Here is a 15,966-nt window from a genome sequence, read left to right as displayed (position 1 = left end):
GCGTTACACACTTTTTCTCCCGATCGCCGACGCGGCGGAGGGGGTGATTGGCGAAACGAATGTGCGATTGGGTACAGTCGCTGATGCGCGCGGCGTCGCGGTGATACCACCGAGGCCGCAGCACGCGGGTGTAGTTCAATGGTAGAACCTCAGCCTTCCAAGCTGATGGTGCGGGTTCGATTCCCGTCACCCGCTCCGAGGACCGATAACACCACCCCCACTCCAGGGGGTATAACGGGGTGTGGCGCAGCTTGGTAGCGCACCCGCTTTGGGAGCGGGTGGTCGCAGGTTCAAATCCTGTCACCCCGACAGTCTTTCGCCCCCTTCCCTTGCGTCAGCGGTGTGAGCGCGACGGTTGTTTTCCGTTCGGGGCGGCGGTGCGCCGGGTGGTGTACGGCGAATGCGCGGCATCGGCGGCGGGCAGTCCGGCCGGTTCCGCGGTGGGGAGCGCGGGGATCTCGGGTGCCGGTAGCTCCGCGCGCCGGCCGAAGGCCTGGTCGATCAGCTCGGAGGCGGCGCGGGTGACGATCAGGCGGGCGATGGCCAGATCGGTCTCGAGTTTGGTGCGGTCCTTGGGGTTGCGTTCGGACTGCTCGTAGGCGCGGCCGGCCAGGACGTAGAAGATTTCGGCGGCATAGCGCTCGGCCATCCGGTCGCAGTCGGCGCGCATCCGTTCCACCAGGTGGAAGGTGGCCGCCGCGGGGAGCCCGGCATCGGTGAGCCTGGTCGCCAGATCGCTGCAGCGGGGGTTGGTGACCCGGTAGACGTCGAACGGGTCGTCGCTGGCGGCCAGGGCTTGCTGGACGTATTCGGGGAGCTCGTGGGCGGGCTCCTCCGGTTCCGGCTGGGGTGGGTCGGCCGCGGCGCGTCCGGGCGGCGCGGCGTTATCGGTGACGCCCAGGACGTCCGCGAGACCGTCGCCGCGGTCCCACGCCGAGAGCAGCTCCCGGATGCCGTTGAGCTTCATCCCGCGCCCGAGCAGCCGGCTGATGGTCTGCAGCCGGTTGAGGTGGTCTGCGTCGTAATAGCCGATCCGGCCACGAACTTCGGGCGAGGGCAGCAGCCCACGCTCGTGGTACACGCGGACGCTGCGCACGGTTGTCTCGGCAGCACGCGCCAGCTCGTCGATCGTGAACTCGGATTCGCCAGCCATACCTATAGGAAACCACAAGTGGGCCCGTAGTTAAACGGTCCGTAACTAAACGAACCGCTAATCGACGGCTTAATGATGTGAAAATAAGATCAACGTCCCGTTACTTAACGGTACGAGACCTTGCTTTCCGGCCCTCCGGTGCTTTACCGTCGTGATACAGCTGACATCAGCTGGTTTCCGGGGACTGTTGAGCAGCCCTGACGTTCCGCCCGACCAACGGGACACGTATCGGTTCCACCGGCGTGCCCTCGGCAGTTCCGGAGACGGTGATGACGACAACACGAGTTCGTACCCTGAACGTGGTTCTACCTCGGACTACGCAAATTCCGCGAGTTCCCTCGCCGACTGTGCCCGCCGCGCCGAAATCGACGCAGCGGCCGCCGTGCGCAGAGTTGCCCGACAGCTGGGACCTGGATTCCGGCACGCCGGAGGCCTGGCATTCGGCAGTGCGTACTTGCTATGGCTGTCCGCTTTTCGAGCAGTGCGCCCGGCTGGCACAGACACTCATCGACCGGGGCGATGCGCCGCGAGCCATGATCTGGGCGGGCATCGCCTACGACAACTCGGGCAATGTGATCGAGAACCTCGATCGCCACCGCACGGTGCCGATCGACCACAAGCGACCCATGCGGATCATCCGCAACGGCCCACGTCCGACCCACGGCGCGGCCGTATCCGGTGCGCCCAAACGGCATATCGTGCTGGGCCGCCCGCTGCATTCCGCGGAAACGGCAGCTGTCTGACTATGCTGCGGGGGCAAACGCGGATCTAGCTCTGGTGGTGCGTAGATGACAATCCTGGCGTTGGAGATCGGCGCGGCCCGGCTGGCCGCGATCGAGATCGCCGACGATGTCGGTTCCGACGGGCTCCAGCAGATCCCGGTCCCCGAGTACGGCGCCTGGGATCAGGTGCGGGACCTCCTGCTCGGTATCGCGGCGGGCCGGGACGTGGTGGCCGTCGGCATCGCGTCCCACGGGCCGCTCGATATGGCCTCCGGGGTAGTGGCGCCGACGCGGATCCGCGAATGGCAATCCGGGTTCCCACTGGTGGAATCGGTGCAGAAGCTGTTTCCCGCGGCGTCGGTGGTGCTCGCCCTCGACGGAGTCTGCCTCTCGCTGGCCGAGCGGCATTTCGGCGCCACCCAGGAGGTCATGGACTCGCTGTCGATCCATCTGTCGGACACGATCGTCGGCGGTGTCATGGTGGGCGGGTTCGTCGTAGTCGGGCGTACCGGTAATGCCGGCCAGGTCGGTCATATGCTGGTGCCCGGTTTCGACGAGGTCTGTGAATGCGGCGGCCGCGGCTGCCTGGAATCGGTCGCCGGCGGCACCGCTCTCCTGGCCTGGGCGAAGGCCCAGGGCTGGGGCGGTGATTCGCTCGGCTCGCTGGTCGCCGACGCGCAGGCCGGGGAACGGATCGCCGTATCGGCGCTCGAACGTGCCGGGACCGCGCTGGGCCGGGTCATCGCCTCGGTGGCCCCGCTGCTCGATATCGACCGGGTCGCTGTCGGCGGTCCGATCGCGGCGGCCGGCTCCCCGCTGTGGAAACCGCTGCACAGCGCGATCGCCATGCACGCGCGGCTGCCGGTGTTGACCGGGCTGCGCGCGGTTCCTTCGGATCTGGAGGATCTCGGGCTGCTCGCGGGTGCCGGGGTCATAGCCCTGACCTCGCAGGCCGAATGATCGACCGCTGACGAGCCTGCCGCCGGACCCACTGCGACCCGGGCGTATTCACATCGTGGGCCGCTGCCCACCCCGAATCGACCGGGTATTCACCTGTTTTCGTACAATCTTTCGGCCGGACCGCCCGCATGGTCCGGCCGAGACGGTTGTGTCTTCGGGTGGGTCCCGGTCGGATCTCGAGCCGAGTCCGGATTTCACTGTTGAACGTACCGCTGAGCAACGGTACATTATCTTCTGCGGACGTTGTCTCGTTGGAGACATGCTCCGCGCAACAGTTGGACGCAGGCGATGAGAGGGCGCAGTGATCCCCTGGGTGACGGTCGAAACATTGGCACCGGAAGGCTTCTCGGTCGCCTCGGTCGGGGATACCGCGCGGGATTTCGCCGACTGGCGGCGGGTGCTGCAGCGTCAGCTGGCCCGGACCCCGGCGCTCTACGACGGGTTGAGTACCCGCGATATCACCGAGGCCCTGCGCACCTCCATCGAAGGCGCGATCGATCTGGACCGTACCGTCACCACACGGTCCGGTCCGCACCGGCTGATGGTGCGGCCGGTTTTCGGTCCGGCGGGTGAAGTGCACGCGGTGCGCTGGTGGGCGGGGCCGGCCGACGGTCCGGTGCCGCCGCTGCCGCCGGCAGTCGGCGCGATCTGGGATCTGGACAGCCAGACCCTGGCCCAGCCCAGCGGTATCACCGCACTGTCGGGGATCGCACCCGAGGAATACGTCCCGCGGATGTCGATCGCCGAATTCTTCCACCGGGTTTCGGCCTTCGACCGGCACGCGGAGGTACTCGATCTGCTCTACCGTCCCCAGTCCGGCGACAAGCTCCAGTTCGAGGTGTCGATACTGCGCCCCGCCGGCCGGGCCACCCGGTGGCGGATCACGGTCCGGGCGCGCGACGACGACCACACCCGTGGCGCCTGGTGGCTGATCGAGGACATCACCTCCGAGGACGATCCGGCGGTATGGCCGACGCTGGAGAGTGTCGGCCTGCGCGAGGCGCATCGACGGGCCGGAAACCACCTCGCGGTGGTTCAGCTGGCGCACACCACGATTTCGCATTGGCTCACCGATCCGGCGCCGTGGGTGCGATGGGACTACCTCTTCCGGCCGGTCGACGTCTTCCATCCCGAGGACCGGGTCCGGCTGGTCGAACTCGGGTCCCGGGTGCGTGCCGGTGACAGCACCGGGGTCACGGTGCGGGCGTTGAACTACGGCGGCGGTTACACCCCGACCTCGCTGCTCCTCTATCCCTACCCGGGTTTCTCGAACCGGGAACTGGCCATCGCCCAGCTGGTGCGCGCCGCCGACGATATCCCGGTGGTGGAACCGGATCTCACGGATCTGGCGTCACCGGATGTCCCGATCGGTTACGACGACCAGCTGCGCTACCGGCTCGCGGGCCGGCTCCGGCACAGTACGGTCTCCTGATCGGGCCTCGCCGGATGCCGTCCGAGTCCCCATGTGTGGGAAGGGATCGGCCGCCGGTGAGGGGCCCTCTCTCTACCATTTCGAGAGTGAGGACTGGGGCGGCGGGACGCGCGGATTCGGGCGAGGCACTGCTTCGCCAGATGGCCGCGCGCCGGCGCCGCGACAATATCGTCGTCGTGGTTCTCGCCGTTCTCGCCGTTCTCGGCGGCGGCCACGCGGTCTACAGCTTCTTCGCCGCCGACCCGGCGCCGCCGGGTGACGAGTCCATGGTGAGTGTGACCGGGCACGCGCAACTGGCCGGTTCGTTCGCCGAGGATTTCGTGGTCACCTATCTGAGTGCCGGATCCGGGCAGCGCGACGCACTGTCCCGTTTCGTCGACGGAACTCAGCAGATATCACTGCCGAAAACCGGGCAGCAGGTAAGCGATCCGCTCGTCGTCTATATCTCGCGTGCGCTGGCCGCGGGTCCGGTGGACGTCTGGTCGGTCACCGTCTCGGTTCGTACCGGGCACGGCCAGACCCAGGCGCCGCGCCAGTACTACCGGGTGCCGGTCTCGGTCTCGGAGGGCAATCTGCGAGCGCTGACCCTGCCCGCCGCCGTCGCGGCTCCCGGCATCGGTTCCGACCTGGCGCAGTCGTATTCGGCGCCGTGCGGGGAGGAGACTCCGTTCACCCAGGTGGCGACCGGATTCCTCACCGCCTATCTGACCGGCTCCGGCGATACGGCCCGCTATGTCAGCGTCGACTCCGGTATCGCGGCGTTGCGCCCGGCGCCGTACACCGAACTGGAGACCGTGACCGTCACGGCCGAGGATTCCGCCTGCGGGACCGCGGGGTCGCAGGCGCGGGTGCTGGCGACCGTCACCCCGAAGGGCGGGAGCGGGAGCGCGCCCTCGCTGGCCTATCCGCTGACCATGGTCCGCGGCGAGGGGCAATGGCAGGTCCGGGCCATCGAAGCGCTGCCCGCGCTGAAGGAACCGCTCACCGCGGTCATGCCCCAGGGAGAGAAGTCCGATTCGGCGCCCGGCGCCACCACCGCTCCGACCACCACTGTGCAGATCCCGCCGGCGACCCAGAACTGATGAGGCGACCACCATGAGCAATATCAGCAATATCCTCTACGGCATCCTGGTCTTCGTCCGGTGGGCCGGCCTGATCCTCATCACCATCGTCTCGATGGGTGTGCTGATCGCCGAGGCCGCGAAATCCAAACTCTCCCCCGCGAAGATCCTGGGTGTAGCGGGATCGGCAATCCTGGCGGCGGTGCTGTTCTGGATGTTGCCGACCCTGGTCAACTACGCCCGCAGTGACGCGAACACGATCGTGCCCGATCACCCGGTGGGAAGCCTCTACCAGTGACCCAGGTGATCAAGGTCTTCACCCCGGTCAAACGGGTCCCGACGATGATCGGCAAGGCCCAGAACGGCCAGAAGCTGCCGTTCGGGCCCTACACCCTGCCCCAGGTGGCGGGTGTCGCGGTGGGGTTGATCCTCACCGGCGCCGCGGCGATGACCCTGCCGGTGAATCCGGCGGTGACCTTCCTGGCGGGTGTGGCCTTGACCGTGGTGCTCGGCTTCGGCCTGGGGCTCATACCGTATACCGGCGTACGACTGTCGTCGCGCGTGCTGTGGTTCGGGCGGCTGATCCTGTGGCCCAAACCCGTACTGGCTTCGGGGATGCCGGTGACCCCCGAATCGGCCCGGGTGACCATGTTCGTCGAGCAGACAGTGGTGGCGATCTTGCCGCACGAACCGCCGGCGAGCGCCGGTGCGGACCGCCCGCGTGGTGTGCAGTTGCTGGACCTGGTGAGCGGTGGCCGATCCACCCGGCCCGCGGCGACGGCGGCCGGACTGTCGAAGTGGCGGTCGCTGGTCGACGGTTACGGGGGGCGGCCGAAAAGCGGAGAGGGACGCTGATGGGATTCAACCGGGACTTGCAGCCGACCGCGGCCATTCGCGGGCATCTGCAGTTCACTCATTCAGGGCTGGTGACCGCGAACTATTTCATCAGCCCGCTCGGTTATGGACTGCGCAAGGCCGGCGACAAGTTCGATGTCAAGCTCGCCCACCACTCCTTGATCAACAACCTGCCCAACGGTTCGCTGTTGCTGGGCGTCCAGGCGCGGCAGAACACCATCGATGTGCTGAGCAAGATGGTCGAGGGCGTCGATCTCGACGAGTGCGCCGACTACGCCGACGAGGTTTTCGCCTCCTATGAACGAGTCCGGGCGATCGCACCTCAGACGCGTATCTTCCTGCTCTCGATCCCGGTCGGTACCGCGAACACCGGTGGGATCTCCACGCTGTCACGGATGTGGCGGGGCAGCACCACCACCATCGATGCCACCACGCTCTCTCGTGCCGAGATCGAGGGCTACGAGGCAGAAGCCGATGAGATCCTGTCGCGCATCGGTGACGATTTCGACCCGGTGCCGGTTCCGGCAGCCCTGTTCCAATGGCTGTGGGAGCACTACCTGGCCCGTGGCGCGGTCGGTGACCCGGTAGCACCCACCCGGGCCGGCGCGCTGGATGATGCCACCGCGGCGGTGTTCAAGTCCGCGGCTCTCGACGAGGGCGCCCGCGCGGACTCTGCGCGGCGTCTGCGGCCCTCGTTCGTCCCGGTGGTCAAGGTGGTGCAGTCCGATATCGGATACCGGCCGTCCTATCAGGCGATGCTGACACCGCGTTCTTTCCCGTACGGAGGTATGGCTTTTCCCGGAGGCAGTGAATTCCTGAATGTCATCGACGGGCTCGGGGATGTCACGGTGGACTGGGGTATGCGGATCTCCACGAAGCCCGCCGACCAGGTCCTCAAGAGCAACGAGGTGAATCTGCGGCGGCTCGGCGAGCAGATGGATCAGCGCGACCAGGAGCTTTCCTTCGCGCAGAACACGCTGATGTCGAAGGCGCAGATGCTGGGGGAGTACAACCAGCATTTCGAGGTCAACGGTGGCGAATCGGAGGTGTCGTTCACCACGGTGATCGCGGTCGGCAGCTCATCGCACGACGACACGATGGATGCTGTGAACGCATTGCGGCGCCGGTACAAACGATTCCAGGTCGAGATGACCGCCCCGGTCGGCGCGCAGGTGGACCTGTGGTCGCTACTGGTGCCCGGCAGTCCGCCGCGCCGGGCGTTCGACGATTTCGCTCATATCGTCCCCTCCGATATGTGGGCCGGTTTCGTACCCTTCACGACGAGTCAGATAGGTGACGACAGCGGTCCGGTGATCGGCGTCAACCTGCTGTCGGGGCATTTCGAGCCGATTCACTTCGGAATCATGGAGGCCGCGCTACACGATCTTTCGGCTTCGTTCGCGGTGACCGGCGAACTGGGTTCGGGAAAGTCGTACTTCCTGAAACTGATGGCGGTGCTCGTGCACGATATGGGTGGGCAGTTCTTGGCCATCGACCGCAGTCAAGTAGGGGAATGGGAACATTTCGCCTCGGCGATCGACGACGCGGTGATCATCGATCTTGCCGACCCGTCGGTCTCGCTGGATCCCCTGCGGCTGTTCGATCCCCGGGTCGCGGGCGAGCGCGCGCTCGACTCGGTGCTACCGCTGCTGGATCTCTCGCCCACCTCGGGCACCGGTGCCGCGATCAGCAATCTGCTGTCCCCCAAAGGTATCGCCCACTACGGCATCACCAGTCTGCTCGACCTGTACCGGGTGGTGTGCCGGTTACGCGACGAGCCGGGGTCGCCGGAGGAGTACACCGATCTGGCGGCGCGACTGGGCAGCATCGCCGAACGTGTGCCGGTCCTGTTCGATCCGGCCCTCGCGCCGATTAGGCTGGATGCCGCGGCGACAGTGGTGCGGACCCATAAGCTGGCCCTGCCCACTGCCGAGGAGTTGACCACCCCACATCTGTACAACCGGTTACCCCTGACCAAACGGCTCGGCACCGCGTTGTACGAACTGGTGGGAGTCACCGCGCGGGAGGCATTCCTCTCCGACAACGGGCGTTTCGGGCTACTGGTGGGCGACGAAGCGCATCATTTCACCCAGACGCAGGTGGGGGCGGCGGTGACCTCGGATTTCAGCCGGGACGGACGTAAGCATCTGGCCGCGATCGGGTTGGCGTCTCATGATCCGGCCACCGACTTCCGGGGTGCGGCGCATAATCTGATCCCGAACCGCTTCGTTTTCCGCCAGCGCGACGAAACATTGGCGCGGAACAGCCTCGAATGGCTGGGAGTCGATCTCGAAGAAGCCCCGTTCCTGCTGCAGGCACTGCGTGAGGAGACCTCACCACCGGTGGGGGCGGGGCGTCAGGTTCCGGAAGAGCGGCGCGGGGAGATGTTCATGCGAGATGCGCTGAGCCGGATCGGTCGCGGAAAGGTATTGGGTCCGGCCCGGGCCGACCGGGCCGACGCGATCACCAGCACTCCGACACTCGCTGTACGCGCGGACCGGACGGAGCCCGAGGTCGTGCGATGAGATCTTTCGTGCCGCAGTTTCCCTATCGGTGCCGATCGTGGCGATCGACGAGCTGATCGGGGGCGATCCGTCGGGCAGTGACCGCTCCCGCACGGTATGGCTACTGCTGATCCTCGGTGTGCTGATGTGCTGTGGATGTGGCGGAATGGTGGTCTCGGTCCTGGCTCCGATAGGGGAACTCACGTCGCTGGGGAGGTCGGACCTCCAGCGTCAGTGCGATATAGCGCTGGGCCGGCCACCCGGTTCGCCATCCGGCACGCCTACCTCCGCCGCTGCCACCACTACCGCTGATGCGGCCTCACGCTCGCCCCGTCCGAGTGTCAACCCGTATGCCGCGCTGACCGTTGCCCCCGACGATCCGGCGGTGTCCGGACATGACCGGTCGTGTCTGTCGGCGATGCGACTGGCGCCCTACCAGGATGCGCCGTCGAATCGGCCGAACACCGGTGCCGCCGCGACCTGTGCGGCCGGCCTCGCCCTGCGCTATCCCGAGGCCGGTGGGACGCCGGACGCGGCGATGCTCGCGCGCGACGTGATCTACAGCGCTTCGGTCGCGGCCGAGGCGAATTGTGCGCTCACCCGAGCCCCGGACGCGCCGTCGTCGGCCGGCTGTGGGGACCCGGGCGTTACGGCACCGATCGTTCTACCGGGAACCATCGCCGGTCAGGGATTGTGCGGTCAGCTGGTGGAGCGGGCCGCGGTGTCGCCGGGTGATCTGGTGTTCTGGAATTACGACGGCTCCGGGGCTACCAGAGCCGGAATCGCACTCGGTGCCACCGAGATGATGACCACCGACTCGGGACGGTTCGTGCGCGCGGCCATCCCCGACAGTGACGGAGTACGGGTGAAGCGAGTACTCGGGGAGGCGCTGTGACAAGTGCGGAGGTGGGACCACAACCGGTGGGAGCCGAGGTCGACGAAGAGGATCCGATACTCGCTACCGCTCCGGATGCCACAACGCCCTGGACCGCAGGCGAACACCGGCGCTGGGGTGCGGGCCAGAACAACGGCTCCGCGCCGGGGGCGCCGGGCCTGCCCTCCGGGCAGGCGTCGACCCCCGGTGCCACGCCGGTGTCGAACCCCGCCGCCGGCCCGGCCGGCGGCGCCCCGGCGGGCGTTGCGTCGTCGGGGCCGGGCGCGTCGGCACCCGGTCCGGCGACGGCCCCGGGAGCGGCGGTAGCGCAGCCGGTCGCGGCCGCGGCTGCCCCGCCGGCGGCACCGGGGCAGCCGGCGGGATCGCCGGTATCCGCTCCGGATGCCGGCCGGGACACCGACGAGACAGAAGCTCGATCCCTGCTCGACCCCGAGTCACTGGCCCAGATGGCGCCGATGGCGATGATGGCCGGCTCCGCGCTCCTGCCGATGATCGGGTCCGCGTTGTCCGGATTGCTGGGTGGTGGTTCCGGTGGCGCCGCGCCAGGCGGCGGAACCGATCCTGTGGTGGACGGCGCCGAGGGCGGAATGGCGCCGGAGTCCCAGCGGGCAATGCGCGCGCTGAAGGCCCTCGAGGCGGTCTACGGCGAGGGCGAACCCACCGATCCCGAGGTCAAGAAACTGCGCGAAGAGCTGGGCACGCCGAAGACCGCGGGGTCCGGCGAAGGCGCGGCGATGGTGAAGGCCGAACAACTGTTCCAGGCCAACCGGGCGACGGCGTTCAACAACCTCGATACCCAGCTCGCCAATTACATCTCGCGTCTCGCCGGCTCGAACAAGGTCGACAAGACCGCCGTGCGTAACCTGCTGAAACAGGTCAACGAGGCGCTGAACGAACTCGGGCCGACCGCCTACACCAAGGAAGGCCAGCAGAAGGTCCGCCAGATCCTGACCGTTGCACTGAAGAAGGCGCACCAGATCGTTTCGGGCGGTCAGAGCAACGCCGGTGATACCGCTTCGGCGATCGGACAGCTCACCAACCAGTATCTCTACAACATTCTCGGTAAGAAGATGCCGGGTGGAGTGAACCTCGCCTCGGGCGGGTCGAGCGGAGGAGGCGGAGGGGCCTCCCCGCGGGCGCAGCATGCACTGAAGACGGCGCTCGCCCAGATAGGCGATCCCTATGTGTGGGGTGCGGAGGGGCCCGGTAGCTTCGACTGCTCCGGACTGATGCAATACGCGGCGCAGAAGGCGGGCGTCAATATTCCGCGGGTCGCCGACGACCAGTACCGGAGCCTGCCCCGGGTGGCCAACAGCGATATCCGGCCCGGTGACCTGATCTTCCCGGCCAGCAGCTACAAGAACGGAGAGATGGGGCACGTGATGATGTACGTCGGCAACGGCCAGTGCGTACACGCTCCGCGTACCGGCAAGGATGTCGAGATAACCTCGCTCCCCACACGTTTCGCGGCCGGCCGCTTCGCGTGACGCGGTTCCCGGCCCCGTGAGGGTTCGGGGCCCCACGGTGCCGTGCTGCCTACGGATCCCACGGGTCGAGGCCGTGGGCCGGGTCGAGATGGTCGAGATTGGCGATGCGGTTGGACCACTGGATCAGAGTCTGGCGATTGAGTTCGCTCGGATTGGCGTGGTACCTGACCGCGGCCTGTTCGAACCCGGTGGCCGCCTCGGTCGCGACGGTCCAGCGGGTGTCGCGCCCGACAGAATTCCACTGCTGCGGCGTGATCGCGTTGCGAAGCGCGATATCGGAGTCCCAATTGCGGCGGACGTCGTTCACGAACGCGTGGTTGATCCGTGCACCCGGCGGCGGTGCGCTGGTATGCCGGGCGAAGTTCTGGGCGGCGACCACCGCCTGGGCCGAGAATGCCTGTCGAGTTGTCAGTGAATCGCCTGGCCGGAGATGGTTCTCGACCGCGCGGCCGGCCGCGAGCGCCTTCTGCAGCGGTGCCCAGCCGTAGGGGTTGGACGACATACTCGACTTCTGCGCGGAGGCGGCGCGCAGCACCTGGTGGACCCGCTCGTCGGGCGTTCCGGCGGCGCGCAGCAAACCGGCGATCTGACTGTCGGGCACGCGGCTGTCTCCCGCACCGTCCAGTGCGTTGGCGACACCGAGCGCCGCCGTCATGCCGCCGTACGGATCGGCCCGCACGCGTGCTTTCCGCAGCCAGTTCGCCCGGCCGAGTTGCGACCAGTTGTACATCTCCTCGCGGGACATGGCGGTTCTGATATTGGCGAGATCGGAGCGCCTCCGACCGCGTGCGAGCGGATTCAGCGGGCTGGGGGTGGCACCCAGGAGCCAGGCCGTGGCCGGGGAACTGTTCACCGTGTTGAGTGCGGCGAGTGCGGCGATGCCGGTCAGGCCGCCACCGCCCGAACCTCCACCGCCGGCCCCCATACCCATCCCCAGAGCGGCGCCGCCCCCGCCGGAGCCGCCCCCGGAGGAGCCGCCCTGAATGGCCAGCGAGAACCGGTTGGCGATCCAGTCGTTCCCACGCGACAGGCTCTTGTTGAGTCGGCGAACCTGGGTGATGGCCACGATCTCGATCACGCAGGCGATGACGATCACCGACATCACCTGGCCCTGCGCCTGATTGAACACGTTGCCCATGAAGAGCACATAGACACCGAGGAATACCGTGAACGCGGTCATCCGGGCCGCCGCGACCAGAGTGTCGACGATATTGCGCACGAGGAAGGTCTGGGTGGGCCCGTAGACGAAACCGCCGGCCGCGAAACCGAAAATGGCCATGAAGCCGTGGTAGATGGCGTTCAGGGCCGCCTTGATGACCTTGAGCGCGAGGTAGATCGCGAACATCAGCAGAACCGTGGCGCAGACCAGGAGGATCAATCCGGTCCCGACCTGACCCATCGTGGGAGTCGAAGCCCGGGCGTACGCGGATTGGTTGCCGCAGTCCCGCATACCCTCGCGGACATTGGTGTCCTTACCGGAGAGCACACCGGAGGTCCAGGCGGTTTCGCAGGCGGCGTAGTTGTCGACGATATGGCCGAAGTTCCACACCTGGACGGGTTTACGGGCGAAGTTGTCGGCCAGATCGTGCTGGACGACCGTGACGAGTTCGGCCGGATTCGGGCTGCCGTCCCCGGTGAGCCCCGCCGCGACCGAAAGACCCACATCACGTCCCTGGGTCAGCAGCCCGTCCGAGGAGAGCACATCGGCCAGGGGTGCGGACAGGAAGATCGGACCGAGTATCGCGACCCCGAGCATGGTGACCACCTGCATGGTGGCCTTGCTGGGAAAGCCGCGGACGATGAACCAGGCGACGAAGAAAGCGCCGATACTGGCCGCGGTGATGAGCACCATGGGAGTGGCGATCTGGCGGGTGAGGGCGTCGCCGACACCGGTGAGGGCATCGGCGAACATATCGAGCCAGGTGAAGCTGAACGCGAACCCGATGATCCAGATGGCGGTGGTCACGATCGCCATATAGCCGACGAACTCGAGATTGATCAGCGTCCACAGAATGGTGTTGCCCGGGTTGAACAGACTGCCCTTGTCGGTGGCGAAGGTATAGCCGGCGAGCGGGACTCCGTTGGAATCGCGGACATTCATCCAGCTCAGCCCGTCTATCTGGGATACGCCGCTGCTCACCTGCGCGGTGGCGACGACGCCGAGTAGCCCAGGAAAGACCACCAGCACGAAAACCGTGACGCTTGCCCACAGCAGCCGACGGCGCCAGGGCCGGGCCGCGAGCCAGGTCCGCGCCCGGAGGGCGAGGGTGTCCGGATACCAGCGGAGAGGATCCCAGTTCGCCTCGGCCGGGACGGAATCCGCGGTGGCTGCTCGTCTCAGCGGATTACGCAGGTTCATCGCCCGTATCCTCCTGCGTCGCTGATCGGTCCCGCACCGAGAGGACCCATTGTTCGTGCGCGTCAGTGTATGACTCGAAGTTTCGATGATGACCTGTTCCACCAGGTCAGCGCTTCCCGCTCATGGGAATCCCCGACAATGAACGGGTCAGGAAGGGAGTCTCGCGCATGGTCGGCTGTCCGTGCCCGGTACCTCGAACCCACCGGGCGATGACCGAGTGCCGGAATGCCGGCAGGGGGTCCGAGAGGGTGCCCGTGCCCGCGGTGAGGCCGGGCAGGTGAACCGTTGGGTTTCTGGGACGGGGTAGGCGATTTCTTCGGCGAATACGGCGACGACATTCTGGTCGGCGCCGTCAGCGTCGCGGGCTTCGCGGTGGGCGGGCCGATCGGCGCCGCGGTGGCCGGCGCGGTCGCGGGCGGAGCGGTCGCCGCGTATCAGGGTGAGAATGTCCTGGTCGGTGCCGGAGCCGGAGCGTTGGGCGGAGCGTTGGGTGGCGCCGGTTCGTGGGGCGTGCGCGGGCTCATCGGTGCGCGCGGGTCGCTGACCGCCGCGCGCGAACTGACCAGCGAACTGGGTGAGGAGGCCGCCAAGAAGCTTGCTCTCAACAAGAATGTGCTGGGCGCGGTCCCGCGCATGATCGGTGGCGCGCACCTTTCACCCTGGCGCACCTATATGGGTCTGCTGGGGGCCGCGGGAACCGGTCCACTCGCGAGCGGGCTCGAAGACAGTTTCTACAAGAACGTCATCGGCTACCCGGCCATCCCACTGATCGATATCAGCGAAGAGGAACTCGACGATATCCCGAAACGGATGCCCCACGTCTTCATGCCCGATCCGGATGGCATGCCTCACGGCCTCGAATTCTCGCCACCGATGCAGCAGAACTATCGCACGCTGCCCCCGACCCATCTCGGCTACTGGAAGAGTTTCGGCACGGACCCCGCCGACCGGACGCTGCCCGAAGAACTCGCGGTCGGCGATATCTCGGGTGAAGAGGCGGCGCATATCCCGGATTATTCCCAGCGGGTGGAGGCACTGCGGGAGCAGTACTCACGATTACGGTCGATGACCGGGGCGGTGGCGCATGCGGTCGAGCGGACGGCGACCCTGTGTGACGGTGGACGCAAGGATATCGGCGCCTCCATCGATGCGCTGAAGCGTTTCGCGGGATGCGATCCGCGGGATGTGGAAAAGATCGGCGAGCTCGTCACGGAATACACGGAAAAGGCCCAGCGCAGCCAGGAATCCGCGGCCGGACCGGACGATATCGCGGTCCCGGAGTTCCTCATCGACCCGGAACAACTCGCTGCCATGGGCGGAGGCGAAGATTCCTACGTCATGATGCTCATCGAATCTGCGTTCAATACCTCCGAAGTGATCATGACGACCTACGCCCAGGCCTTCGAAGCCGTCGCCGCGGACACCCAGGCGGCGGAACCGCTGAGACCCCAGGGTGAAACCGGGCAGCCCACCGATACGAATGACGGCACCACCGGAGATCGAGGTCGAACAACCGACAACGGAGACCAGGTCTTCGGGCCGCCATCGGCCGATCGGCCGTCCGCCGATGCGCCCGGGACCTCGGCCGGTGAGTCGGTGTCTCCGCCGCCTCCGCTGGACCTCGACGCGGAGGCGGCTACGGAGGATCCGTCCGATTCACCCGGCGAACTCGTCGAAGGAGCGTCCGGAACCGGTGATACGAGCTCGAACGGGCTCGATGTACCGGGCAGCGGCAACAGTGGCGGTCCGGCGGCGACTGCGCCATTCGTGCCGAATGCGATGACCGCCGGGACAACCTCCGGTTTCGCGAATATGTTGCTGCCGGCCCTGCTGCAGGCAGCCATGAATCGGCAGGGAACCGCGCCCGACAGCTCTGCTCGGCGTACGGACGACCCGGGTCGCACCGACACCAAGGGTCGCCCCGGATCGGTTTCCCCCAGCACACCCCCGGCGCGGCAACCCCAGGTGGTTGCGCAACCGGCCACAGCCCAGGCGGCGAACAACGTCACCGCGGCGAAAACCGTCACCGCCGCACCGAACACAACACCCCCTCCCGGCGGGCGCCGCAGTGCGGGCACAGCGGAGAATATCGTCTACACCTTCCCGGACGGCCGCACCCAGGAGGTGTCGGCAGTGGTCGCGGCGGTATTGGATGCCGCTTTCGGCAATGCGGCGACCACCGACGCCCGGCAGGCATACCAGCGGACGCCCGCGGCCTGGACCGATATCGAACGCACCGGGGCCCGAGTGGACCCGAATCAGGTGATGACCGGCGATATCGGAGTCTGGCAGGAGCGCAACGCGGTACTGGCGGTGTTCGACAACGAAGCCGGTGGCACGCTGGAAGCGGTCGTCGACGGGGCCCTGCGGCCCGTCGTTTCACTGGCCGAGATGAGCGATACGGCGGGCGGCTTCGGGCCCTTCGTGGGATTGTTCCATCCGCCCGGTATCGACAAGGCGGCTTCCGGCAGCGCCGAATCTGCAGACCAGGCTGTTCCCGTCGACCAGGCCACGGTCGGCGCCGTGGCGCCCGCGTAA

General features: G+C 67.1%; 12 protein-coding genes and 2 tRNA genes. 12 read left to right on the top strand and 2 right to left on the bottom strand.

All coding sequences use genetic code 11. The annotated features are described in order from the left end of the window. Positions 1–124: 124 nt before the first annotated feature. Together ACZ6SF_RS27515 and ACZ6SF_RS27510 are read left to right on the top strand one after the other, a co-directional pair. Positions 125–195, top strand: a tRNA-Gly gene (locus tag ACZ6SF_RS27515). Positions 196–235: 40 nt separating this feature from the next. Beyond that, positions 236–309 (top strand) — tRNA-Pro (locus ACZ6SF_RS27510). A gap of 25 nt (positions 310–334) precedes the next feature. Here ACZ6SF_RS27510 and ACZ6SF_RS27505 read toward each other — a convergent pair. Continuing rightward, a complete protein-coding gene (locus tag ACZ6SF_RS27505) occupies positions 335–1,153 on the bottom strand; it encodes a MerR family transcriptional regulator (RefSeq protein WP_466065818.1) in 819 nt (272 codons plus the stop codon). A gap of 446 nt (positions 1,154–1,599) precedes the next feature. On the opposite strand from ACZ6SF_RS27505, the gene ACZ6SF_RS27500 reads away from it, so the two are divergent. The 9 genes from ACZ6SF_RS27500 (at position 1,600) to ACZ6SF_RS27460 (ending at position 11,069) form a co-directional block, all read left to right on the top strand. Continuing rightward, a complete protein-coding gene (locus ACZ6SF_RS27500; RefSeq protein WP_466065816.1) occupies positions 1,600–1,896 on the top strand; it encodes a hypothetical protein in 297 nt (98 codons plus the stop codon). A gap of 45 nt (positions 1,897–1,941) precedes the next feature. Continuing rightward, positions 1,942–2,835, top strand: coding sequence for an ROK family protein (locus ACZ6SF_RS27495; protein WP_466065814.1), 894 nt, complete (start codon positions 1,942–1,944; stop codon positions 2,833–2,835). 301 nt (positions 2,836–3,136) lie between these two features. Next, complete coding sequence (locus ACZ6SF_RS27490; protein ID WP_466065812.1) at positions 3,137–4,267, top strand: GAF domain-containing protein; 1,131 nt, start codon at positions 3,137–3,139, stop codon at positions 4,265–4,267. A gap of 86 nt (positions 4,268–4,353) precedes the next feature. Continuing rightward, a complete protein-coding gene (locus ACZ6SF_RS27485) occupies positions 4,354–5,349 on the top strand; it encodes a conjugal transfer protein (protein WP_466065810.1) in 996 nt (331 codons plus the stop codon). A 13-nt stretch (positions 5,350–5,362) separates the two neighbouring features. Next, complete coding sequence (locus ACZ6SF_RS27480) at positions 5,363–5,626, top strand: hypothetical protein (RefSeq protein ID WP_466065808.1); 264 nt, start codon at positions 5,363–5,365, stop codon at positions 5,624–5,626. Further along, entirely contained in the window at positions 5,623–6,183 is a 561-nt protein-coding gene (locus tag ACZ6SF_RS27475; protein ID WP_466065806.1) for a hypothetical protein, read from the top strand. Before ACZ6SF_RS27480 ends, ACZ6SF_RS27475 begins: the two co-directional genes overlap by 4 nt. Beyond that, on the top strand, positions 6,183–8,708 hold the full coding sequence (locus tag ACZ6SF_RS27470; protein ID WP_466065804.1) for an ATP-binding protein: 2,526 nt from the start codon (positions 6,183–6,185) through the stop codon (positions 8,706–8,708). Before ACZ6SF_RS27475 ends, ACZ6SF_RS27470 begins: the two co-directional genes overlap by 1 nt. Positions 8,709–8,745: 37 nt before the next feature. Continuing rightward, a complete protein-coding gene (locus tag ACZ6SF_RS27465) occupies positions 8,746–9,582 on the top strand; it encodes a hypothetical protein (RefSeq protein WP_466065802.1) in 837 nt (278 codons plus the stop codon). After that, entirely contained in the window at positions 9,579–11,069 is a 1,491-nt protein-coding gene (locus tag ACZ6SF_RS27460; RefSeq protein ID WP_466065800.1) for a C40 family peptidase, read from the top strand. The genes ACZ6SF_RS27465 and ACZ6SF_RS27460 overlap by 4 nt, the downstream gene beginning before the upstream one ends. A 49-nt stretch (positions 11,070–11,118) precedes the next feature. Here the strand turns inward: ACZ6SF_RS27460 and ACZ6SF_RS27455 are convergent, their stop codons facing one another. Then, the gene (locus tag ACZ6SF_RS27455) at positions 11,119–13,428 is read right to left on the bottom strand and encodes a hypothetical protein (RefSeq protein WP_466065798.1); all 2,310 of its coding nucleotides are present in this window, start codon (positions 13,426–13,428) and stop codon (positions 11,119–11,121) included. Between the two features lie 285 nt (positions 13,429–13,713). On the opposite strand from ACZ6SF_RS27455, the gene ACZ6SF_RS27450 reads away from it, so the two are divergent. Continuing rightward, a complete protein-coding gene (locus tag ACZ6SF_RS27450; RefSeq protein ID WP_466065797.1) occupies positions 13,714–15,966 on the top strand; it encodes a hypothetical protein in 2,253 nt (750 codons plus the stop codon).

It is taken from the genome of Nocardia sp. NPDC049935, from assembly GCF_055586645.1.
This window is presented reverse-complemented; position numbering and strand designations above follow the sequence as displayed.

Bases quoted from the DNA above. Each gene is read 5' to 3' on its own strand.
- ACZ6SF_RS27505 (WP_466065818.1), bottom strand. From the start codon at position 1,153: ATGGCTGGCGAATCCGAGTTCACGATCGACGAGCTGGCGCGTGCTGCC.
- ACZ6SF_RS27495 (WP_466065814.1), top strand. From the start codon at position 1,942: ATGACAATCCTGGCGTTGGAGATCGGCGCGGCCCGGCTGGCCGCGATC.
- ACZ6SF_RS27480 (WP_466065808.1), top strand. From the start codon at position 5,363: ATGAGCAATATCAGCAATATCCTCTACGGCATCCTGGTCTTCGTCCGG.
- ACZ6SF_RS27470 (WP_466065804.1), top strand. From the start codon at position 6,183: ATGGGATTCAACCGGGACTTGCAGCCGACCGCGGCCATTCGCGGGCAT.
- ACZ6SF_RS27455 (WP_466065798.1), bottom strand. From the start codon at position 13,428: ATGAACCTGCGTAATCCGCTGAGACGAGCAGCCACCGCGGATTCCGTC.